The following is a 21,876-nucleotide window of genomic DNA, read 5'->3' as shown; positions in this document are numbered from 1 at the left end:
TGAAGGCGCAGGGGGATCCAGAGGGCAAAGCCCTAGGCCGCCGGAGGCAAAGATAAGAAAGTTGATAGTGATTAGGGCGTGTTGACGTTTGGTGTTCAGAATTTGGTTGAGGATAGCGGCTGTCAATCGAGGATTGCGATTGAAGGCATAGTGGCTCTACGTCGAAATCGTATGACGAAGAGTGACAGCCGCTAGTCCGACCCTGCCAAGGCGCCCCTCAGTGAGAGCAGAACAGCAAAAATAACCAAGCAAGATCAATTGGCTTTCAAAAACAGCCAACAATGGGCGCAAAAATATACAGCAAAGGTCAACACGCCCTAATTCGCAGTAGTCAGTATGAGCAAAAGTGTCAGCGGCAGTAGCGAATGCCAGCGATAACCAATCTATCCCTACGTTCCATGACCCTCCGACCTCAATGCGCAGCACACCGCTTAGCGCCGCGAGTCAGCCAACCTTGGTTGGCGCAACCCGCAGCGCTTAAAGCAACGTTATGGCGATTGGCTTAGCCAAACAGTACGCGGTTGGCTAGTGCCTTTTGAATGCCGACGACGTTGCTGCCGCGTTTTAGCTCTTGCTTCAGTGGCTCGCTTTGGCCGGAGATCCAAATTTTTAGCTCGGAATCCATGTCGAAGTGGCCAGCGCTTTCCACCTGAAACTGGGTGATCGCTTTGTAAGGCACTGAGTGGTAGCTGACTTTGCTGCCGGTCAGTCCCTGTTTGTCGATCAGCACCAAGCGTTTATTGGTGAAGATAAACATGTCCCGCACCAGCTTGTAGGCCAGATCGACGCTCTCGTTATCCGCCAAAATTGGCGCCAACTCTTCTTGTACGTCACTCACGTCCAGCTCGCTGGCGTTGCCCATTAGGGCGTCTAGTAATCCCATCTTCGTCTCCTTGCAGTGGTTGTGGCACTGACTGTGGCAGTTTTCCAGCTGGTTGTCATTGTCTGCGCGTGCCGTTTTTAATTGCCGTGCGGTTGAATTTTGTTCGCTTAATCTAGGTGCTGGTAGTTTTCGCTTGCGACTTTGTTTTTTGGCCGTAAACTCCCGCGCAATTTGTCTGGAGCCCAGCAAATTTACCAAAATTAAAAACGACAATCTGGAGTCAGCTATGGCGTCGAATGATACCGAATACGGTTTAAGCCCAGTCCCTTCTCATGCGCGAAAGGGCTTTGTGCCATTGACTCTGGTGATGCTAGGTCTGACGTTCTTCTCTGCCAGCATGTGGACTGGCGGCACCTTGGGTACCGGCCTAGCGCTGGATCAATTCTTTATGGCGGTGGCCATCGGTAACTTGTTGCTTGGGGTATATACTGCCTTGCTGGGTTACATCGGTGCCTCGACCGGTCTTTCTACTCACCTGCTGGCGCGCTACTCCTTTGGCGTGAAAGGCTCTTGGTTACCTTCGGCGCTGCTGGGCGGCACCCAAGTCGGCTGGTTTGGCGTTGGCGTGGCGATGTTTGCGCTGCCGGTGCAAAAGTTCACTGGCATTGAGGTCGAGTGGCTGATCTTAGCCGCCGGTATCGCCATGACCGCCACCGTGTACTTTGGGATCTCGGCGTTGATGATCCTCTCTACCATTGCCGTACCGGCGATTGCGATCCTTGGCGGCTACTCGGTTTATCTGGCGGTAACCGACGCTGGCGGCATGGCGCAACTGGCGGCACTGACTCCAGCCGAGCCACTGGATTTTAATGTGGCGCTGGCGATGGTGGTGGGCTCCTTTATCAGTGCCGGTACCCTAACCGCCGATTTTGTCCGCTTTAGCAAAAGCGCCAAAACCGCGGTGCTGGTGACCCTGATTGCGTTTTTCCTTGGTAACTCGCTGATGTTTATCTTCGGCGCTGCCGGTGCCGCGGTGACTGGCCAGGCGGATATCTCCGAGGTGATGGTGATGCAGGGCTTGCTGTTGCCGGCGATCATTGTGCTGGGCTTAAATATCTGGACCACAAACGATAACGCGCTGTACGCCTCTGGTCTGGGGTTTGCCAACATCACCGGCATGAACTCGAAGATGTTGTCGATGGTCAACGGTCTGATCGGTACCCTATTTGCGATGTGGCTGTACAACAACTTTGTTGGCTGGCTGACCTTCCTCTCTGGCGCCATCCCACCAATCGGCGGGGTGTTGATTGCCGACTATCTGCTGAACCGTCAGCGTTACCATGACTTTGCCAATGCCCAATTTGAGCAGGTGCGCTGGAGCGCACTGCTGGCGGTGGCGATTGGTGTCGCGGCGGGACAACTGCCGTTTGGCGTGGTACCGGTGAATGCGGTACTGGGGGCGGCGCTGGCGTATGCTGGATTTACTTTGATGGCTCGCATTCGCGCGGCCAAGGCTCAGGAGGCCTAATTCGATGCTAGTAACTAATCTGCGTTTTGCCGACCGTGAAGGGTTGTGGCAAGTGGCCTCTGAAGATGGCGTGATCACCGCGATTGAGCCGATGACCGCAGCACTGGCGGTTGCCGGTGAGGTGATTGACGGTCAGGGCGGTTTGGTGACCACCCCATTTATCGAGCCGCATATCCACTTGGATACCACCCAAACCGCTGGTCAGCCGAACTGGAACCGCTCTGGCACCTTGTTCGAGGGGATTGAGCGTTGGGCTGAGCGCAAAGCGATGCTGACCGCCGAGGACGTTAAAGCCCGTGCGCGTCAGACCTTGGAGTGGCAGATCGCCAACGGTGTGCAGTTTGTTCGTACCCACGTTGACGTGTCCGATCCTGAGCTGGTTGCCCTAAAAGCGATGGTGGAACTGCGTGAAGAGATGCGCGAGTTCGTGACTTTGCAGATTGTGGCGTTCCCGCAAGAGGGCATTTTGTCGTTCCCGAACGGTAAAGCGCTGCTGGAGCAGGCGCTGCAACTGGGCGCCGATGTGATTGGCGCGATCCCGCACTTTGAGTTCACCCGCGAATATGGGGTTGAGTCACTGCACTTCATGTTTGATCTGGCGGACAAATACGATGTGCTGGTGGACGTGCACTGTGATGAGATCGACGACGAACAGTCGCGGTTCTTGGAAACCTTGGCGACCCTAGCTTACGAGCGTGGCTGCGGCCATCGGGTAACCGCCAGCCATACTACCGCGATGCACTCTTACAACGGCGCTTACACCTCGCGCTTGTTCCGTCTGCTGAAGATGGCTGGGATCAACTTTGTCGCCAACCCACTGGTAAACATTCACCTGCAGGGCCGTTTTGATGATTACCCGAAACGCCGTGGTGTTACCCGGGTGAAAGAGTTGCTGGAAGCCAACATCAACGTCTGTTTCGGTCACGATGATGTGTTTGATCCATGGTACCCGCTGGGCACCGCCAACATGCTGCAAGTGACCCACATGGGGATGCACGTTTGTCAGATCATGGGTTACGACCAGTTGAACGACTGCTTCAAGCTGATCGGCCGTCACAGCGCGCGCACCCTGCAAGTGGAAGCGGAGTACGGCATTGAAATTGGTAAGCCGATGAGCCTGCTGGTGCTGCCAGCAGAAAGCGAATTTGATGCCCTGCGTCGTCAGGTGCCGGTGCGTTACTCCATCCGTCGCGGCAAGCTGTTGGCACAAACCCAACCTGCACAAACCCAGCTGCATCTGGAAACCACCAAAGCGATCGATTTTCGTCGCTAAGACGGCTGTTGATTGGGTGAAATGATAACGGCCGAGGGCAATTGCTCTCGGCCGTTTCTTTTTGGTGGCAGATCCGTACACTTGCCGCTCTAATTTTTAACTTCAAAGAGAATGCGATGACCGCTGTTGCCATCATTGGTTTAACCAACCCGAAAAGCCCAACCAACGTCGGCGCCGTCATGCGTGCCGCTGGTTGTTTTGGTGTGGCCGAGGTGCGCTACAACGGCAGCCGTTACGATCGCGCCGCGCCGTTTTACACCGACACCCACGATGCCAGCAACGATATTCCACTGACCAATATTGATGATCTCTGTGCTGAACTGCCGGCCGGCACCAAAGTGGTGGCGGTGGAGCTGGTAGAGGGGGCTCAACCGCTGCCAGAGTTTGTTCATCCCGAGCAGGCTATCTATCTGTTTGGCCCAGAAGATGGCAGCTTGCCGCAACCATTGGTGAGCGCCGCTGACGCGGTGGTGTATATCCCCACCGCTGCCTGTTTGAATCTGGCCGCTACCGTTAATGTGCTGTTGTACGACCGTCTAGCCAAATCCCAATACCACGCTGGTGATGAGCTGATCCGTGACAGCCGTGACGTGCGTAATCGCTTGAAAGTGTGAGCTAAAGCTTTAGCGGTTCCGAGGACACCTCCTCGGCTACCAGATACTGCTAGCCTCCGGCGGGAAAGGGTTTCACCCTTTTCAATCCCAAAAGCCTCCAACACGGCGAAAACCCTTCGCTCCTTGTGCTGCTTCTTTCGGCACTGCGCTGATGCGCCATCCTTGGCTTAGCAGCGCACTTCGGCCATCCATGGCCTTCGGCCTCAATGCGCAGCACACCACTCAGCGCCGCGAGTCGGCCAAAGCCCGTTGGCGCAACCGTCAGTGGTTCAATCTAGGTAGCGATTAGTTCGCAGTGAGTAGTAAGAGCAGATCCCCAGACAGTTGGCGCAACCTGCGATAACAACAATCCCGTGAACACGTTCGCGGAATAGCGCTCAAGCCGCGCTGCTCTCTTGCTCTAATTTGACCGCCAAGGTATTCACGGTGCTGGCGAAGCTCGACAGGCTGGAAGATTCCATAAAGATGTGGCGTTTGTTCTGCTGTTTACAGAAGCGCTTGAGCTTGTAGTAGGCGTCGTGGCTGACACAATCCACTGCGCAGATGATCACATCCGCCGCCGCTAACATCGATTCTAAGCGAGCGCGACTGTCCTCTTTGCCACCGTCGTGGTGGCTGAACTGACCATTGCTGCGTTCTACTACTGCTCGGTATTGCTCAACCATTCGGTGTAAGCCACCGACCAACAACACTTTATTGGTGCATAGATCTGGACAGCTGGTGCAATCGGCGCTGCCACAATCGCTGCAGCCGCTGGCGCTGGCACGGGTGCCAAAGGCCGCTTCGAGGGTGCGCATATCTTGGTCGTGCTGAGCGCGGATTTTATCCAGTTTGCGCTGGTGGGTTAGGGCGGTCATCTGCCAGTGGTCGCGCTGCTCGGCGGTGCGTTGCAGGGCACTTTGACTGTCTTCAAAGCGTTGCTGCAACTGCTGGTTTTGCTGGCGCAAGGGCTCGATCTCATCGCATTCGACTTGTGGGGCTTGCTGCAATTGCAGATTGGCCAGCTGCAACTGTTCCAGCTGAGTTTTAAGCGCTTGCAGCTGCTGATCTTTATCCAGCAGTTGTTGCTGCAGTTTCTTGTGCTGTTGTTGTGACTCGGTTTTGAGCTGCTTTAATTCTGCTTCGGCGATCACCAGCCGTTTCAGATCCGCCTGCTGACCGGCGCCAATTTGGTGCGACAACATGTGGATGGTTTCGTACGCCTGTTCTTGCAGTTGCTCGTTGCATTGGCCGTGACTGACGGTGGCCCACAGCGCCGCTGCGGTTTCACCGCGATCCAGCGCTTGTTGCCACAACTGGCGCAGATCCTCGCTGGACTTGGCACTGGCAAATTGGCGTACGGTGGCGCTGTATTTGCGCTCTAAAAACTTAAAGGTGGCCAGTGCCAGCGGATTTTTGTGCTGACAGTTGGTGACGAAAAAGGTGTGCAACCAATAATCGCTGCGGCCCTTGCCATGGCCGTTGCCGTGCTTGTTGGCCAGATTGCGCAGTTCGATATTGGTTAAACAGGTGCCGATCACCGGACAGTGCATTCGCCCTTCAAGTTCCCACAGTTTACGGCGCAAGCGGGTGGTTGAGCCTTGGCAGGTCGCCAGTGGCATTGATATGGCATCAACCGCAACTGGGTTGCTGGCAGTGCTGGCAGTGCTGGCAGTGGTGGCAGGGTGGGCAAGGCACATGGTGTCGGGTCTCAACAGATCGGCATGGAACTTAAGTGTAAGAGCGCTTTAATTAATGTCAATGATAACCATTATCATTTGGTGGGCAGATTCTGTGCTGTTTATCGACATCTATGGTCGGATCAGCGCATCTCGACTTTGTCGCTAGGGCGCTTTACGTTAACCTTTGCGCCAATTTATTTACTTGCGCTGGCACAACCTTTGCGTTCGCCGCGCTGCCTCAGGGATTCGATATGATTATCACGCCAAAGATCCGCGGTTTTATCTGCACCACCACTCACCCAACCGGTTGTGAGAAGAACGTGCAGGATCAGATCGCTTTCGTTAAGTCTCAGCCAAAACTGACCAATGGCCCGAAGCGGGTGTTGGTGGTTGGCTCTTCCAGCGGCTACGGCTTGGCGTCGCGGATCTCGGCGGCCTTCGGTTCTGATGCAGCCACCATCGGTGTGTTCTTTGAAAAGCCAGGCACCGAGCGTAAGCCGGGCACTGCCGGTTGGTACAACAGCGCCGCGTTCGACGCTGCCGCCAAAGACGCTGGCCTGTACGCCAAGAGCATCAATGGCGATGCCTTCTCTCACGCTGCCAAAGAGCAAGTGATTGAGCTGATCAAGCAAGACTTGGGTCAGATCGACATGGTGGTGTACTCACTGGCCTCGCCAGTGCGCAAGCTGCCAGAAACCGGTGAGCTGGTGCGTTCTTGCCTGAAACCAATGGGCCAGACCTACACTGCGACTGCGGTTGATACCAACAAGGATCAGCTGTTTGAAGCATCTATTGAACCTGCCACCGGCGAAGAAGTAGCGAACACCGTTACCGTAATGGGCGGTCAGGATTGGGAACTGTGGATCAACGCGCTGGCCGACGCTGGCGTGCTGGCAGACGGTTGTCGCACCGTGGCTTACAGTTACATCGGTACCGAAATCACCTGGCCAATCTACTGGGATGGCGCGCTGGGCGAAGCTAAAAAAGACTTGGATCGCGCCTCTACTGCCCTGAACAGCAAACTGGCTGCAATCGGCGGTGGCGCCAACGTGGCGGTACTGAAGAGCGTGATCACTCAGGCTTCTTCGGCCATTCCAGTGATGCCACTGTACATCGCAATGGTGTTTAAGAAGATGCGTGAAGAGGGCGTTCACGAAGGCTGTATCGAGCAGATCTGGCGAATGCTGAGCACTCGTTTGTACCACGGCGGCGAGATCCCAACCGATGCCGACAACCGTCTGCGTTTGGACGATTGGGAACTGCGCGATGACATTCAAGATCACTGCAAAGCGTTGTGGCCACAACTGACCAACGAGAATTTGGCGCAAGAGACCGATTACCTGCAATACAAGCAGGAGTTTATGAGCCTGTTTGGCTTTGGTCTGGATGGCGTTGATTACGACGCGGACGTTAACCCAGAAGTTGAGTTCGATGTAATTACTCTGGACTAACTCTTGTTAGTCTTACGAAAGGTGCCCTTGTGGCGCCTTTTTTGTTGCTGTTTTTCACTAGGCAGCAACCACATCAAAGCGCCTTACTTATTCCTTAACTGAATTAATAGCCCGTTTCTTATAAGCAATAATGCGGTCACATTGACTCTTAAGGAACGAGGTACCGATGTCGTCAAAACCAGCGATTGCCGCTGACCGTCGCACCCACTTGCAGCGACTGGAAGCGGAGGCGATCTACATCATGCGTGAAGTGGTGGCGGAGTTTGAAAATCCGGTGATGCTCTACTCGGTCGGCAAGGACTCATCGGTGCTGCTGCATCTGGCGCGCAAGGCGTTTTACCCCGGCACCATTCCGTTCCCGCTGCTGCATGTCGATACCACCTGGAAGTTTCGCGAGATGATCGAATTTCGCGATCGGATGGCCAAACAGCACGGCTTTGAACTGCTGGTGCATCAAAACCAAGAGGGCATCGCCCGCGGCATCGGCCCATTCGAGCACGGCAGCGCGCTGCACACCGACATCATGAAAACCCAAGCGCTCAAACAGGCGCTGGATAAATACCAATTCGACGCCGCTTTTGGCGGCGCCCGCCGTGATGAGGAGAAATCCCGCGCCAAAGAGCGGGTGTACTCCTTCCGCGATAAACACCATCGCTGGGATCCGAAAAACCAGCGCCCTGAGCTGTGGCAACTGTTCAATGGCCGCACCCACCCCGGTGAGTCGATCCGTGTGTTCCCCTTGTCGAATTGGACCGAGCTCGACATCTGGCAATACATCTATTTAGAAAATATCGAGATCCCTGAACTGTATCTGGCGCAGCCGCGGCCGGTGGTTGAACGCGACGGCACTTTGATCATGGTCGATGACGACCGGATGCCGCTGGCTGCCGGGGAAACCCCACAATTGGAGATGGTGCGCTTTCGCACTCTTGGCTGCTACCCACTGACCGGCGCGGTGCGCTCCGAAGCCACCACCTTGCCGGAAGTGATTCAAGAGATGCTGCTAACCAAAACCTCCGAACGCCAAGGGCGGGTGATTGACCACGACAGCGCCGGTTCAATGGAGAAGAAAAAAGTAGAGGGGTATTTCTAACAGCCAGTTAACAGCAGTCGATAGTGGTTAGTTTTTAGTTGGTTGGCGGTGGTCGCATCCGTTACTGCTCAAGCTGCAAACTTTCAAGAGCCAAATTTCAGCATTTAGGTGTTAGTGGAACTGAAACCTCTATTAGACATAAAGGCGAAAATGGAATTGGAAAAGTTAGAGATCTGGCAACGCGCTTGTCGTTTGTCCTGCGAGTTGTACCAAGAAACAAACCAGCTGCGCGATTTCGGTTTTCGAGATCAGTTAACGCGTTCGGGCTTATCGGTGCCGAGCAATATCGCCGAAGGGATGGCGCGCCAGTCTGCTAAGGAAAAAGTGCGCTTTTTGGATATTGCTCGCGCTTCGCTGGCTGAAGCAAGAACTCAGATTTATATCGGCAAACAGGTTGGCTTTTTAAATCCAAAGCGAGCCGAAAGTTGGATCGATGAGTGTCGACAGTTGGCCTCAATGATCAGTGCGTTGATGATTGCCGTCGAGCGCAATTGTTAAGGCTGAGGTAACGGCTCTTACTAATCACTAAAGACTGATAACTGCGAACTGATTACCGATAGCTACTTAAACAAAGGATTAGCAATGATTAAGCAAAGTCAGTTATTGAAAACGGATATTTTGGGCTATCTGCAACAGCACCAAGATAAGGAGCTGCTGCGGTTTATTACCTGCGGCAGTGTCGATGATGGCAAAAGTACCTTGATTGGCCGCTTGCTGCACGATTCTAAGATGATTTTTGAGGATCAGCTGGCGAGCATTGCCGCCGACAGTAAAAAGGTGGGCACCCAAGGTGAAGCCATCGATTTGGCGTTGTTGGTGGATGGTCTGCAATCAGAGCGAGAGCAGGGGATCACCATCGATGTCGCTTATCGCTACTTTGCCACCGATAAGCGCAAGTTCATTATCGCCGATACCCCAGGTCACGAGCAGTACACCCGCAATATGGTTACCGGCGCCAGCACCGCTGACTTGGCGATTATCTTGATTGATGCTCGCGCCGGTTTGCAGGTGCAGACCCGTCGGCACTCTTATCTGGTGTCGCTGCTGGGGATCAAGCAGGTGGTGGTGGCGGTCAACAAGATGGATCTGGTCGATTTCAGCCAAGCGCGGTTTGATGAAATTGTTGCCGATTACCGGCAACTGGCGACCGAGCTTGGGCTTACCGAGGTGCAGTATCTGCCGTTATCGGCGTTGACCGGCGATAACGTGGTGACGCCCTCAGCGCAGATGCCGTGGTATCAAGGCCAGCCGTTGATGCCTTATTTGGAGTCAGTGCCACTTAAGCAAACCGAGCTTAGTGAAGCGTTTCGTTTGCCGGTGCAGTTGGTATCGCGCCCCAACAGCGAGTTTCGCGGCTATGCCGGTACCATCAGTGCCGGTCGGATTGAAGTGGGACAGACTGTGGTAGCGCTGCCATCCGGCCGATCCAGCACGGTAGCGCGGATTGTTAACTTCGATGGCGATTTGCCAAGTGCGCAGGCTGGGGATGCCATTACCGTGACTTTAGCGGATGAGATCGACCTAAGCCGTGGAGAGCTGTTGGTGACTCCGGCACATCACGCTAGCAGCGCCGATCATGCCAAGGCGACCCTAGTGTGGATGGCTGACAAGCCACTGCAAGTTGGCCACGAATACGGCATTAAACTGGCGACCCAAAGTGGCAGCGTCTGGGTGGATCAGGTGCTTGAACAGATCGACGTCAATACATTGCAGCGCTTTGTCAGCGATGGCATGGCGCTGAATGAGATCGCCGAGGTGTCGCTGCGTTTTGGTCAAGCCATGTTGCTGGATAACTATCATCAGCAGCCGCATACCGGCAGTTTTATTGTGGTGGATAAGTTTTCTAATGCCACGGTGGCGGCGGGGATGATCCGCAGCGCCAGTGCCGTTAGCAACACCGAACCGGCGCAATTTAGCCAGTTCGAGCTTGAGCTTAACGCCTTAGTACGCAAACACTTTCCCCATTGGCAGGCGCGGGATCTGCGCACCTTGATCAAAGGTGACTGATGCTGGCGCTTACCCTCGCCCAGTGGCAAGTGATCGGTGCTGCCATCGCCTTGGTGGCAGCGCTGCTGCTGACCAAACTGCGGCCAGAGCTGCTGTTCGCCGCCTTGGCGTTAGGGTTGGCGGTCAGCGGCGTGGTCGCGCCAGAGCGGCTGCCGCAACTGGCGGCCAATCCGGCGGTGATCACCTTGTTGCTGCTGTTGTTGGTGTCGGCGGCGCTGGAGAAAACCGGCTTGCTACAGCGCTTAGGCAGCAAGCTGTTTAGACCCAATTATCACCACACCTTGTTACGTCTTGGCACCAGCACGGTATTCAGTTCAGCGCTGCTGAATAACACTGCGGTGGTGGCGACCTTGGCGGGGATGGTCAATCGTCAGCTAGAACATTTGCCATCACGGCTGCTGTTGCCGCTCTCTTATGCGGCGATTTTGGGCGGCACCTTAACCTTGGTCGGCACCTCAACCCACTTGGTGCTTAATTCGGTGCTGACCGAACAGGGCCGCAGTTCGTTGGCATTGCTGGATTTCTTTCCGGTGGGGATTGCCGCCGCGGTTGCTGGGATGGGCTTGCTGCTGCTGTTGTCACGAGGCATTCCTGACCGACGACCAGCGCGCAGCCAAGAGCAGCCCTACTTTATTGATGCTCGGGTGCAGCCAAACAGTCCGCTTATCGGCAAAACCGTGATGCAAAATGGCCTGCGGGCGCTGGATGGTCTGTATCTGGCGGAAGTGGTGCGCAATGGTCAATTGATTGCGCCAGTGACGCCGGATCTGGTGCTGCAAGTAACGGACAAGCTGGTGTTTTGCGGTGAGGTCGACAAACTCGGTGAATTGGAACGTTTTGCTGGCCTTGAGCTGTTCGCTGGCAGCAATGGTTTGCTTGGCCAGAACCTACATGAAGTGCTGGTTAGCCCGACCTCGAATATCGTTGGCAAGACCTTAAAAGAGTTGGATTTTCGGGCCCGATTTGATGCCGCTGTGGTGGCGATGCGCCGCGGCGGTGAACGCCTCTCCGGCAAGCTTGGCACCATCGAACTGCAAGGGGGCGATGTGTTGGTGCTGGCGGTGGGTGAGCAATACCTGAAGCGGCGCCAGCTCAACCGCCACTTTTATCATATTGGCGGCACCCAACTCAGTCGTAATCTGGTGCCGTGGCAAGAGTATTTGGTGATTGGTGGCTTTGCGGCGGTGCTGCTGGGCAATTTACTGTGGGCGTTACCGTTGTATCTGGGGTTGGCGCTGTTGCTGGTGGGCTTAGTCGCCGCAGGGGTACTGGGCAGTAACGACATCCGCCAGCGTTTTCCGTTTGAGCTGTGGGTGATTATCACCGGGGCGTTAACCTTGGCCGAGGGCTTTCAGCAAAGCGGTTTGGCTTCGCTGTTGGCAACGCAACTGCAAAGTCAGCTGAGCGATGGCGGGGTGATGGCGGCATTTGTCGGCTGTTACCTGTTGGCGCTGCTGACCACCGAATTGATGACCAATAACGCCGCGGCGGCGTTGGTGTTGCCCTTGGCGCTGGGGCTGGCAGATGCTTTCGGTGTCAGTGCGATGCCCTTTATTATGGCAGTGGCTTATGGCGCCAGTGCCAGCTTTATTAGCCCCTTTAGTTACCAAACTCATCTTTTAGTAATGAATCTAGGCGGCTATCGCAAACGCGATTATCTGCGGCTGGGCTTACCATTGTCGTTGCTTTATAGCGCGGTGGTGCTGTGGTTAGTGCCGAAAGTGTTTCCTTTTTGACCTTGTAAATAACCAGTAACGTTGTTTATGACGGCTGCACTGGGACTCGCTGGTAACAACTGGCACAATACCGATAATTTTTTTCATGGTGTTGTGCGCCAGTCGGATGGTGCACCAATCTTAGTGAAGCGTTATGTCTCGTAAATACTTCGGCACCGATGGTGTCCGTGGCCTGGTTGGCCAATTCCCTATTACCCCAGACTTTGCCATGCGCTTGGCATACGCCGCTGGCTCCGTGATGGCGAAAACTGGCACCCGTCAGGTGATCATCGGTAAAGATCCGCGTATTTCTGGTTACATGTTGGAATCGGCGATGGAAGCCGGTTTCAGCGCCGCTGGTGTTGGTGTTCAGCTAACCGGTCCGCTGCCAACCCCTGCGATTGCTTATCTGGCGCAAACCTTCCGCGCCGATGCGGGCGTAGTGATCAGTGCCTCGCATAACCCGTACCACGACAACGGCATTAAGTTTTTCAGTCAAACTGGCACTAAGTTGACCGACGAAGACGAGTTGGCGATTGAAGCGGAACTGGATAAGCCGATGGGCTGCGTATCGTCTGACAAACTGGGCAAAGTGCGCCGCATTGATGATGCCGCCGGTCGTTACATCGAATTTTGCAAAAGCACCTTTGCTAAAGACGCCAGCCTGGCGGGGATGCATATCGTATTGGACTGCGCCAACGGTGCTACCTACCACATTGCGCCGAACGTGTTCCAAGAGTTGGGTGCTCAAATCACCGTGATCAATGCGGCGCCAAACGGCATCAACATCAATGACCGCTGTGGTGCAACCCACATGGACGGTTTGGTGGAAAAGGTGTTGGAAGTTGGCGCTGATCTGGGTATCGCCTTCGACGGCGATGGCGACCGAGTAATGATGGTCAACAAAGACGGCGCGGTGATCGATGGCGATCAGATCCTGTATGTGATTGCCCGCCACTTTAAATTGGCTGGTGAACTGCAGGGCGGTGTGGTTGGCACGCTGATGGCCAACTTGGGCTTTGAGTTGGCGCTGGGCCGTTTGGATATCCCATTTGCCCGCTCCAAAGTGGGCGACCGCTACGTGGTGGAACTGCTCAAAGCCAATAACTGGTCGTTAGGCGGCGAGAACTCCGGTCACGTGTTGTCACTGCGTCATCACAGCACCGGCGATGGCATTATCGCGGCGCTGCAGGTATTAAACGCGTTGCAAGCTCGTGGTGAAACTCTAGAGCAAGCGCTGGCGGATCTGACTATGCTGCCGCAGGTGTTGGTCAATGTCCGTTTCTCTGGCAAAACCGCGCCGCTGGAAGATGAGTCGGTGTTGGCGGTAGCAGCCGAAGTGGAAGCGGAGATGGCTGGCCGAGGTCGCGTGCTGCTGCGCAAATCCGGCACTGAGCCGTTGATCCGAGTTATGGTTGAAGCGGAAGCGGACATCGATGTTAAAGGATTGGCCCAGCGAATTGCCGATCAAGTGCACGCGGTCGATAACGCCTAAGCGCCACCGCAAAATGAATAACAACGGGAGAGGGCAACCTCTCCCGTTTTTGCACCGACAATAAGGAAATAGCATGCGAGTCGGAATCGATCTCGGTGGCACCAAAATTGAAGCGATTGTGATTGATAATCAGGGGGTACAATTGTGGCGCCAGCGCTTGCCGACGCCGAAAGGGGATTATCAAGGCACCGTCGCTACCATGGCGACTTTGATTGCTTTAGCTGGTGAACATTGCTCGGCTTTAGGCACTACCATTCGCGGCGTTGGTGTCGGCATTCCCGGGGTGTTATCCAAGCAGACTGGCTACGTTAAAAATGCCAACTCCCAGTGTCTTAACGGCCAAAATTTGGCGGGGGATCTAAGCGCTGCTTGCGGTCTGCCGGTGCGTCTTGCTAATGACGCCAACTGCTTTGCGCTATCGGAAGCGACTGATGGCGCCGGTAAAGGTCATCAAGTGGTGTTTGCGGCGATCATCGGTACCGGCTGTGGCGCTGGTATTGTGGTTAATGGTGGCGATTTAGTTGGCGCCAATGGCCTCGCAGGAGAGTGGGGCCACAATCCAATGCCGTGGCTAGAGGCCAGTGAGTTTCCGGGGCCCGAGTGCTTTTGTGGTCGCCATGGCTGCATTGAACAGTACGTCTCCGGCAGCGGCTATCAGCGCTTGTACCAACAGCTAACCGGTGAGACGGTAACTGCCCAGCAGATTGAACAGCGCGCCGAGCAAGGCGAGGTGGCAGCACTTAGAGCGCGCCAGCAACTAAGTCATTACCTTGGCAATGCCTTAGCGCACGTGGTCAATCTGCTCGATCCTGATGTCATTGTTCTTGGCGGCGGCCTATCCAATCTCGATTGGCTCTACCCGCAATTAAATAATGAGTTAGCCAGCCGAGTGGTCGGCCAAGAGTGCATTACTCAGATAGTTAAAAATCATCATGGTGACAGCTCTGGGGTGCGCGGCGCCGCTTGGTTGTGGGAGGCACAGTGCTAGGGTTTTGGCTTAAAAAAGGGATCAGTGCGTTACTGCTGCCGTTGCCCTCGGCGCTGTTGTTGATGGCACTGGGATGGTTGTTGATGCGCCGCTGGCGGCGCTTGGGGCAAGCACTGCTGCTGTTGGGACCTGTCTATCTGACGCTGTTGTCGTTCTCGCCGGTGACCGTATGGTTGGCCAATTCGCTAGAACAGCGTTATCCGGTTTATCAAGGACAGCGGGTTGAATTTGTCGCGGTATTGGGTAGCGGCCATCACAGCGATCCAGAGCGGCCGATTGAACAACAACTGTCGGCGGTGGCTCGTGGTCGCTTGCTAGAGGGATTGCGGTTGCTGCAGATTAACCCACAGGCAACCTTGATTGTCTCAGGCTACAGCGGCGAAGACGGTCGTCCCCATGCCGAGGTGATGCACGAGGCAGCGCGGCGTTTCGGTGTGCCAGCGCAGCGAATCGTCTATTTCCCCAAGGCCAAAGACACCCAAGAGGAGGCTGCCGCCACCTTGGCACTGGTGGGGGATCGACCTCTGGCTCTGGTGACCTCGGCGACTCATATGCATCGGTCGATGCTCAGCTACCGCCTAGCGGGTCTTACGCCGATTGCGGCTCCAGCGGATTTTATCGCGACGCCAACGCGCAGTTGGTATCTGAGTGCGCAAAACCTGTGGACCAGTCAGCGGGTGCTGCACGAATACATCGGCTTGTTGTGGTTAGCGATCAAGGGCTAGGGGCAGTGCCATGAGCTTGTTGCCAATGGTGCTTGAGCAGCTCAAGCATCGCATCAGGGGAGCGGTCGAAACTGCCGTGCGGCAGCAGCAGATCATAACCCAGTTGCTGTCGCAACAGCCGTCGCTGTTTGCTAAATGCCGCTAACACACCGCCGTGACTGCTGCTTTCAACCAACAGCATGGCGTTGTTGGTTTGGCCCCCACTGGCCAGTATCGTCAGCGGCCGCTGCTCGCAAAATAGCGCCAGCGCCAAGCGTGGGGTTAGGCCTGTCAGCGGCCGCTCAGGTTGGCGTAGGCGAATACCGATAAAGGCCAAATCATCACCCTGATGACGGACTTGGTCGAGTCGTTGGCAGCGTTGCCAGCAAAGCCGCAAGGTACCGCGCCGGTGATGGTAACTTAGGCCGCGGCGGCTGATGGTCATCGACACCGCCGGGGTTATCCATTTACTCAGCCCCAGTACCAGCGCCAATATCGCTGCAAACAGCAGCCCTAGAGCGACCACCTTATTTTGCCACAACAGATAGCATCCCCACGCGGCGAGTAGACTGCTGCCGCCCGCAACCATCAAAGTCAGGCAGTTACGACGGCTAAATGGGCTGACATAAAGGTGTGATGTGCTTGATAGTGGCATGGGACTCCAACAAACCAACGCCTCGGCGCAGTAATCAATGTTACGACGGCGTCACCGAATTAGATCGAGGCCAGTTCGATGGCTGGCGCGGGGCAAAACTGGTCGATGTTCTTCTGTTGAATGTACTCTGCCAACGCAGGGCCAAACTCCGGATGGTGCAGGGCGTAGTCGAGGCAGGCGCGCATGTAGCCGACTTTGTCGCCGCAGTCGTGACTGCGCCCTTGAATGGCGAACGCGTGCAGCGGTTGTAGCTGCAATAGTTTGGCAATGGCATCAGTCAGTTGGATTTCATTGCCAGCCCCCTCTTCGGTGCTGGCCAGCAGCGGCCAGATGGCTGCGGGCAATACGTAGCGACCAACAATTGCCAGATCCGAAGGTGCTTGTTTGATAGTTGGCTTTTCGATTAGGCCATGCATCAAGGTGTGTTCGCCGCTGGCAAGCTTAACGCCGTCGACATCGACGATGCCGTAGTTGCTGATCTGCGCCTTTGGTACCGGTTCCACCATCACTTGACCACAGCCGTTTTCGGCAAAGTTTTTCACCATCTTCGCTAAGTTATCTTGGCTTGGGTTGCACTGGTATTTGTCGATCAACACATCTGGAAGTACCACCACAAAAGGGTTATCGCCAACCACTGGGCGAGCGCACAGCACCGCATCACCAAGCCCTTTGGCTTCCGGCTGGCGGACACTGATGATGGTGACGTCGTCAGGGCAGACCGATTTTATCTCCTGCAATTGCTGCCGTTTGACCCGTTGCTCAAGCGTGGTTTCTAATTCAAACGAGGTATCAAAGTGGTTTTCAATGGCGTTTTTGCTGGAGTGAGTCACCAACACAATCTCTTTGATGCCAGCGGCGATAGTCTCTGCCACCACATGTTGGATCAGCGGTTTATCAACTACCGGTAGCATCTCTTTAGGGATCGCTTTGGTGGCGGGTAACATGCGGGTGCCTAGGCCGGCGACAGGGATAACCGCCTTGGTGATGGCTGTTGTGCTAGTTGTGGGCATCCTTGCTCCTGAAACGTTAACGACAGTGCAGAAACGAAGTGTAGTTGCTGGGATCGATTAAGGTGGTAGAAGGGGACGTATTGCGTCCCCAAAAGATGAAGTAAAACACTTACAACTCAATAAGGTGATAGTTTGAGGCGATCAGCGAAGCACCGATGCCTTTGACTTTAGTCAGGCCGTTGATGTTAGTGAATTTGCCGTGCTTTTGGCGGTAGTCGATGATCGCTTGCGCCTTCTTTTCACCAATGCCCTTGAGACCAGCAGCCAATTGCGATGCGCTGGCGGTATTGACGTTGATTTTGGCCAACGCCTTCGCCGTCTGCTCGATTTTTTTGGTACTGGCTGTGGTAGCGACATTGGCGGTGGCAGCAAGGCTCGGTACAGCAATAGCGAGCAAGCAAGCGATAATGAACGGGTAAGCTTTTCTCATTGGGTGTGCTCCTCTAGCGGTTCGGTGCCGGTAATGACACTTTGATAGCTAACGACAGCGGTAGAAGCGCTGGTGCAGCGGCTTTACAACAAATGTGTCGCCTCCGGCTTGATTGGCGTGATTGGGTAATTCCTGTGCGAACGATCGCCAAGGTATTGCATGGCGGCAGGGCTGTAGTCATAATGCGTCTGCGCTTGTCCGAGCGCACCTTTCTATGGTGCCCCGGTCCTCTCGCAACGCTAATTCGTGTACCTGGTCAGGCCCGGAAGGGAGCAGCCACCGCGGAGGACGTGTGTGCCGGGATGTGGCTGGGGTGCCACCCAAATCTTCATAAAAATTTGTCGCTTCAAGCATAAGTCTGCATACTTCAAGCAAAACCCTGCATAACTTGTGGCATAAGTCTGCATAGACTAAGTTTTGATGTAGTAAAACTACATTGAGGCGTCAGCAGATGTATCGACGCAATCTCGGCCACTCTCGGGTCAAAAACCTCTTTCGTTTCGCCAGCCCTAAAACGAACAGCGTACTGACGGTCGAATCGTCACTCGAATTCGATGCCTGCTTTCATTTTGAATACTCTCCTGTCGTTGAATATTTTGAAGCCCAGCCCGAAGGATTTTTCTATGCGTTTAATGGACGTGACTGCGGTTACACACCCGATTTTGCAGTAGTAGAAAACGGGGTACGTCGTTTTATTGAAGTAAAACCCCAGCGCAGAACCTTACGTAGTGATTTTCGAAGCCGTTTTCATGCGAAGCAGATAAAGGCAAAAGAGTTGGGGATCTCTCTAGTTCTGGTGACAGACAAGCAGATCTGCGTAAACCCAATCCTTAACAATCTCAAATTGTTGCATCGATACTCGGGCTTTCAAGCCATGACCCCCTTGCACCTTCGCTTGCTCAAGCTTGTTAAATGCATCGGGGTGGTCAGCGTTGCTGAACTCGTTGGCGAAAGTGGTGAAGAACCTGGCTCGGTGCTAGCAACAACACTGTCGTTGGTGGCTGGAGGGCAGATAACGACTGATCTTCTCAATAGTGCTCTGGGTTTTGATACTCAGGTTTGGTGTTAGCCATGCCTGCTGATACACGCGGCACGGTATTCCCAAGCTTTGAAGATGAGTTTGTTTCGGAATTGCCGCTTCAGGAGCGGGATCAAGCACCCCAAGGGCCGGAACTGATCCCACGTGATATCGCTAGCTACCCCGAATCAGTGCGAGATGAGACTTATCGGCGCGCTGACTACGTGCTTTGGTTTCGAAAGAACCTTAAGGGAGGATGGACTCAAAAGAACATTGAGCCATTGCTGGCTGAGGCGGAACTGGCTGTAAGGCGACCAGCACCGAGCTGGCGCACGCTAGCCTCGTGGTGGCGAATTTATAAACAAGCCGGTTGTGAGATTCTCGCTCTAGTGCCGAAGCATGCAAATAAAGGCAATACCAAATCGAGAACCAGCTCTCGTGAGCAGAAGATCTTTGATAAGGCAGTGGAGCGCTATCTGATCCCACAGCGCCCCTCGGTTGCGGCGGTTTATCAATTTTACAAAGACTCAATATGGGTTGAAAATCAGCATACCCTCGGAGATAAAATTGAGCCAATTTCACATCAGGCTTTTTATGAACGAATCAATCGGCTTCCTCCCTATGAAGTGATGAAGGCTCGGCATGGCAAGTACAAGGCTGACGTGGAGTTTGATGCCGTCGGTAGCCACATTCCACCGGCGAGAGTACTTGAGCGGGTAGAGATCGACCATACACCGTTGGATATTATTCTGCTGGATGACCAACTTCACATCCCGCTAGGCCGCGCGTTCTTGACCTTGCTCATCGACAGTCATAGCAAGTGCATAGTCGGCTTCCACATCGGTTACAAAGAGCCATCTTATTACTCCGTAAAGATGGCGTTGCTCAATGCGATGAGGCCGAAGGATGAGATTTGCAAACGATTTCCTCAACTGAAAAACGATTGGCCGTGTCACGGTAAGATTGAAACGTTGGTTGTGGATAATGGTGCTGAGTTCTGGAGCAAAAGCTTAGAGCAGGCTTGTCTGGAGGTGGTTACTGATATTCAGTTCAACCCGGTAAAGCGACCTTGGCTCAAACCTTTGGTGGAGCGTATGTTTGGTACGATAAACCGTGAGCTGCTCGTCTCTATGCGGGGCAAGACCTTCTCGAATATTCTGGAAAAAGAAGACTACAATCCAGCCAAAGATGCTGTGATACGGTTTAGTACTTTCATTGAGGTTTTCCATCGCTGGATCATTGATGTGTACCATATGGATGCCGATAGCCGATTTGATGGGATTCCCTATCACTCTTGGCTGCAGTCAGTAACGAGCCTACCACCGCTTCCATTGTCTGATGATGACCAAAAGAAGCTCGAAATTGTGTTGGCGCAAAGCGATGACCGCCAACACCGTCGTGGAGGCATCCATATCCATAATCTTCGCTATGACAGTGATGAGTTTGCTGCCTACCGAAAGTACCATACGGTAAATCGTGGCCGTGGTGAGCAACCATCGCTACGCGTGAAAACCAATCCTGACGACATCTCCTATATCCACGTGTTCGTGGAACAATTGGAGGGCTATCTGGCTGTGCCTTGTGTAGATCCTGTGGGGTACACCAAAGGCTTGTCTTTGCAGCAACACAAAGTGAATTGCCGCTTACATAGGGAGTTCATCAGAGAGCAGTTGGATCTTGAGAGCCTCGCGCAAGTGCGCATGGCGCTCCATCAGCGTATTGAGCAAGAAGCAGAAGAGATAAAAGCGGGCAAACGCAGCGGCAAAGTGAAGCCGGCGGCAAAGCTAGCCCGTCAGCAGAATGTATCCAGTGCCGGTACTGGTACAGTCGTTCCTAAGTCATCTGATGGCGAGTTTGCACCTGCTAGCGCAGTTGAAAAGAGTAAACCTGCGTTACCCAGCCAGGACGGATGGGATGAAATGATTTCCGAGTTAAAACCTTATGAGTCCTCTTGACGACGAGCAAATTCAAAGGCTCGAAGCGTTTAAAAACTGCTTCGTTGAATCACCTATTGTCACCCAAATCTTTGATGATTTTGAACGACTTCGCTTCAATAAGCAGCTAGGGGGAACCCAGCAGTGTATGTTGATAACCGGCGATACGGGAACGGGTAAAACTGAACTGATAAAACATTACGTCCGGCTGGTTCCGCAAAGGCAAAACGGTGGGTATTCACACCGCCCGATATTGTTAAGTCGGATCCCCAGCAACGCTAATTTAGATTCGACGCTCATCCAACTTCATGTAGATCTTGGTCAACCATTTAACGCATCTAGGCGAAGCAAGGGTAATGATCAGGCATTGACCGAGTCACTGGTCAGGCTGCTGTCAAAGTGTCACACCGAATTGATTATTATTGATGAGTTTCATGAGCTCCTTGAGTTTCAGTCTGAGGCCAGCAGAGCGGGAATAGCAAACCGATTGAAGTTCATTAGTGAAAAAGCCGAAATTCCTATTGTTTTGGTTGGCATGCCTTGGGCTGCAAAGATTGCTGACGAGCCACAATGGGGACGTCGTTTAGTTAATCGCCGAATGATCCCTTATTTTAAGTTATCCGATAATCCGGCTGATTTTGTGAAATTTTTGATGGGTCTGGCTCAGTGCATGCCTTTTGCATCACGGCCAAAACTAGAAGAGCAACATACGACCTATGCGCTATTCGCATCCAGCGCTGGGCGAATTAGTTTCCTGAAAGAGTTTCTTTATGAAGCGACGAAGTTGGCTTTGTTGGACGGTGCAGAAACACTAACTCCTGTTCACATGTCAAAAACGTTCCGCTTATGGTCACCCGAAAACTCAAACCCATTTGATCTCTCAGTCGATAAAATCATGGCAGCTGAGGTATCTGAATACTCAGCATATGATTTTGATGCACCGAAAGGTACTGATCCAATCCGTTCTACTCAGTTCATGGATCTGCTGCCGATTTCTCAGCTTCTCAGCAAGACTCCGATGTTGAAGCGAAGTAGCCCTTGAAAACTAAGTTATCCTTAGTACACTTTTAAGCTTAAACTAAGAAAATCTTAGCTATTGATTGCTTTTGGATAGCTGATGATTGATGACAACTCCTTTACCGGTAAGGCTTAGAGTGGCGCGTAAAGCGGTAGGTTTAACTCAGCAACAGCTAGGAATGCGCTTGGGAATGGACCCAAATACGGCCAGCGCAAGGATGAACCAGTATGAAAAGGGCAAGCATACTCCTGACTACCAAACGATGAAGCGAGTTGCTGTGGAGCTTGGGGTACCCGTAGCGTATTTCTATTGTGAAGATGACTTGCTTGCCGAAATCATGTGCGCGGTTGCCAAACGCTCGAAAGAAGAGCAGCAGGAACTGCTTGCGTCGCTAACAAAAGCTTAATCTCGTTAGTTTTTTACCATGATTGGAAATTGATACTACCCTAAAACTAAGAC

Annotated in this window: 20 protein-coding genes and 1 other RNA gene; 16 read left to right on the top strand and 5 right to left on the bottom strand. The window is 53.7% G+C overall.

The genetic code is table 11. The annotated features are described in order from the left end of the window. Positions 1–502: 502 nt before the first annotated feature. Positions 503–883: a PH domain-containing protein gene (locus tag G506_RS0107370; protein WP_028116299.1), complete on the bottom strand. Its 381-nt coding sequence runs from the start codon at positions 881–883 to the stop codon at positions 503–505. A 226-nt stretch (positions 884–1,109) separates the two neighbouring features. Here G506_RS0107370 and codB point away from each other — a divergent pair, with 226 nt between their 5' ends. The 3 genes from codB (at position 1,110) to G506_RS0107355 (ending at position 4,238) form a co-directional block, all read left to right on the top strand. Continuing rightward, on the top strand, positions 1,110–2,351 hold the full coding sequence (gene codB / locus G506_RS19165; RefSeq protein ID WP_035387152.1) for a cytosine permease: 1,242 nt from the start codon (positions 1,110–1,112) through the stop codon (positions 2,349–2,351). Positions 2,352–2,355: 4 nt separating this feature from the next. Beyond that, complete coding sequence (locus G506_RS0107360; RefSeq protein WP_028116298.1) at positions 2,356–3,624, top strand: cytosine deaminase; 1,269 nt, start codon at positions 2,356–2,358, stop codon at positions 3,622–3,624. 116 nt (positions 3,625–3,740) lie between these two features. Then, positions 3,741–4,238, top strand: a complete 498-nt coding sequence (locus G506_RS0107355; protein ID WP_028116297.1) for an RNA methyltransferase — start codon at positions 3,741–3,743, stop codon at positions 4,236–4,238. Between the two features lie 377 nt (positions 4,239–4,615). Here G506_RS0107355 and G506_RS0107345 read toward each other — a convergent pair whose 3' ends face one another. Beyond that, positions 4,616–5,917: a DUF2325 domain-containing protein gene (locus G506_RS0107345; protein ID WP_028116296.1), complete on the bottom strand. Its 1,302-nt coding sequence runs from the start codon at positions 5,915–5,917 to the stop codon at positions 4,616–4,618. A gap of 233 nt (positions 5,918–6,150) precedes the next feature. Here G506_RS0107345 and fabV point away from each other — a divergent pair, with 233 nt between their 5' ends. The 8 genes from fabV to G506_RS0107305 all read left to right on the top strand — a co-directional run bounded on the left by fabV (position 6,151) and on the right by G506_RS0107305 (position 15,373). Further along, positions 6,151–7,350 carry an enoyl-ACP reductase FabV gene (gene fabV / locus G506_RS0107340; RefSeq protein ID WP_028116295.1) on the top strand — a complete coding sequence of 400 codons (1,200 nt, stop codon included), beginning with the start codon at positions 6,151–6,153 and terminating at the stop codon, positions 7,348–7,350. A gap of 166 nt (positions 7,351–7,516) precedes the next feature. After that, positions 7,517–8,443 carry a sulfate adenylyltransferase subunit CysD gene (gene cysD / locus G506_RS0107335; RefSeq protein ID WP_035387135.1) on the top strand — a complete coding sequence of 309 codons (927 nt, stop codon included), beginning with the start codon at positions 7,517–7,519 and terminating at the stop codon, positions 8,441–8,443. A 150-nt stretch (positions 8,444–8,593) separates the two neighbouring features. After that, positions 8,594–8,941, top strand: a complete 348-nt coding sequence (locus tag G506_RS0107330) for a four helix bundle protein (RefSeq protein ID WP_028116293.1) — start codon at positions 8,594–8,596, stop codon at positions 8,939–8,941. Positions 8,942–9,025: 84 nt separating this feature from the next. Beyond that, on the top strand, positions 9,026–10,450 hold the full coding sequence (gene cysN / locus G506_RS0107325; RefSeq protein ID WP_028116292.1) for a sulfate adenylyltransferase subunit CysN: 1,425 nt from the start codon (positions 9,026–9,028) through the stop codon (positions 10,448–10,450). Beyond that, the gene (locus G506_RS0107320) at positions 10,450–12,186 is read left to right on the top strand and encodes an SLC13 family permease (RefSeq protein WP_035387134.1); all 1,737 of its coding nucleotides are present in this window, start codon (positions 10,450–10,452) and stop codon (positions 12,184–12,186) included. Before cysN ends, G506_RS0107320 begins: the two co-directional genes overlap by 1 nt. Before the next feature lie 133 nt (positions 12,187–12,319). Beyond that, positions 12,320–13,660 (top strand): phosphoglucosamine mutase, encoded by a 1,341-nt coding sequence (glmM, locus tag G506_RS0107315; RefSeq protein WP_028116290.1) that lies wholly within the window; start codon positions 12,320–12,322, stop codon positions 13,658–13,660. Between the two features lie 73 nt (positions 13,661–13,733). Continuing rightward, a complete protein-coding gene (locus G506_RS0107310) occupies positions 13,734–14,648 on the top strand; it encodes an ROK family protein (RefSeq protein WP_028116289.1) in 915 nt (304 codons plus the stop codon). Beyond that, a complete protein-coding gene (locus tag G506_RS0107305) occupies positions 14,642–15,373 on the top strand; it encodes an ElyC/SanA/YdcF family protein (protein WP_035387133.1) in 732 nt (243 codons plus the stop codon). The genes G506_RS0107310 and G506_RS0107305 overlap by 7 nt, the downstream gene beginning before the upstream one ends. On the opposite strand, the gene G506_RS0107300 is transcribed toward G506_RS0107305, so the two are convergent. The 3 genes from G506_RS0107300 to G506_RS0107290 all read right to left on the bottom strand — a co-directional run bounded on the left by G506_RS0107300 (position 15,363) and on the right by G506_RS0107290 (position 17,447). Continuing rightward, the gene (locus G506_RS0107300) at positions 15,363–16,007 is read right to left on the bottom strand and encodes a DUF2982 domain-containing protein (RefSeq protein ID WP_156904837.1); all 645 of its coding nucleotides are present in this window, start codon (positions 16,005–16,007) and stop codon (positions 15,363–15,365) included. The two genes, G506_RS0107305 and G506_RS0107300, sit on opposite strands and share 11 nt — an antisense overlap. Positions 16,008–16,066: 59 nt before the next feature. Then, on the bottom strand, positions 16,067–17,017 hold the full coding sequence (gene galU / locus G506_RS19160) for a UTP--glucose-1-phosphate uridylyltransferase GalU (protein ID WP_051201979.1): 951 nt from the start codon (positions 17,015–17,017) through the stop codon (positions 16,067–16,069). Between the two features lie 109 nt (positions 17,018–17,126). Next, positions 17,127–17,447 carry a ComEA family DNA-binding protein gene (locus G506_RS0107290; protein ID WP_028116286.1) on the bottom strand — a complete coding sequence of 107 codons (321 nt, stop codon included), beginning with the start codon at positions 17,445–17,447 and terminating at the stop codon, positions 17,127–17,129. A 220-nt stretch (positions 17,448–17,667) separates the two neighbouring features. On the opposite strand from G506_RS0107290, the gene ffs reads away from it, so the two are divergent. The 5 genes from ffs (at position 17,668) to G506_RS0107270 (ending at position 21,823) form a co-directional block, all read left to right on the top strand. Further along, an RNA gene (ffs, locus tag G506_RS20665) (signal recognition particle sRNA small type) lies at positions 17,668–17,764 on the top strand. 134 nt (positions 17,765–17,898) lie between these two features. After that, the gene (locus G506_RS0107285; protein ID WP_028116285.1) at positions 17,899–18,516 is read left to right on the top strand and encodes a TnsA endonuclease N-terminal domain-containing protein; all 618 of its coding nucleotides are present in this window, start codon (positions 17,899–17,901) and stop codon (positions 18,514–18,516) included. Positions 18,517–18,518: 2 nt separating this feature from the next. Next, positions 18,519–20,420 (top strand): Mu transposase C-terminal domain-containing protein, encoded by a 1,902-nt coding sequence (locus G506_RS19155; protein WP_035387132.1) that lies wholly within the window; start codon positions 18,519–18,521, stop codon positions 20,418–20,420. Further along, positions 20,407–21,441, top strand: a complete 1,035-nt coding sequence (locus tag G506_RS0107275; RefSeq protein ID WP_028116284.1) for a TniB family NTP-binding protein — start codon at positions 20,407–20,409, stop codon at positions 21,439–21,441. The genes G506_RS19155 and G506_RS0107275 overlap by 14 nt, the downstream gene beginning before the upstream one ends. 82 nt (positions 21,442–21,523) lie before the next feature. Continuing rightward, entirely contained in the window at positions 21,524–21,823 is a 300-nt protein-coding gene (locus tag G506_RS0107270) for a helix-turn-helix domain-containing protein (protein ID WP_028116283.1), read from the top strand. Positions 21,824–21,876: the final 53 nt, after the last annotated feature.

The organism is Ferrimonas senticii DSM 18821 (genome assembly GCF_000422665.1).
Lineage (GTDB): Bacteria > Pseudomonadota > Gammaproteobacteria > Enterobacterales > Shewanellaceae > Ferrimonas > Ferrimonas senticii.
This window is presented reverse-complemented; position numbering and strand designations above follow the sequence as displayed.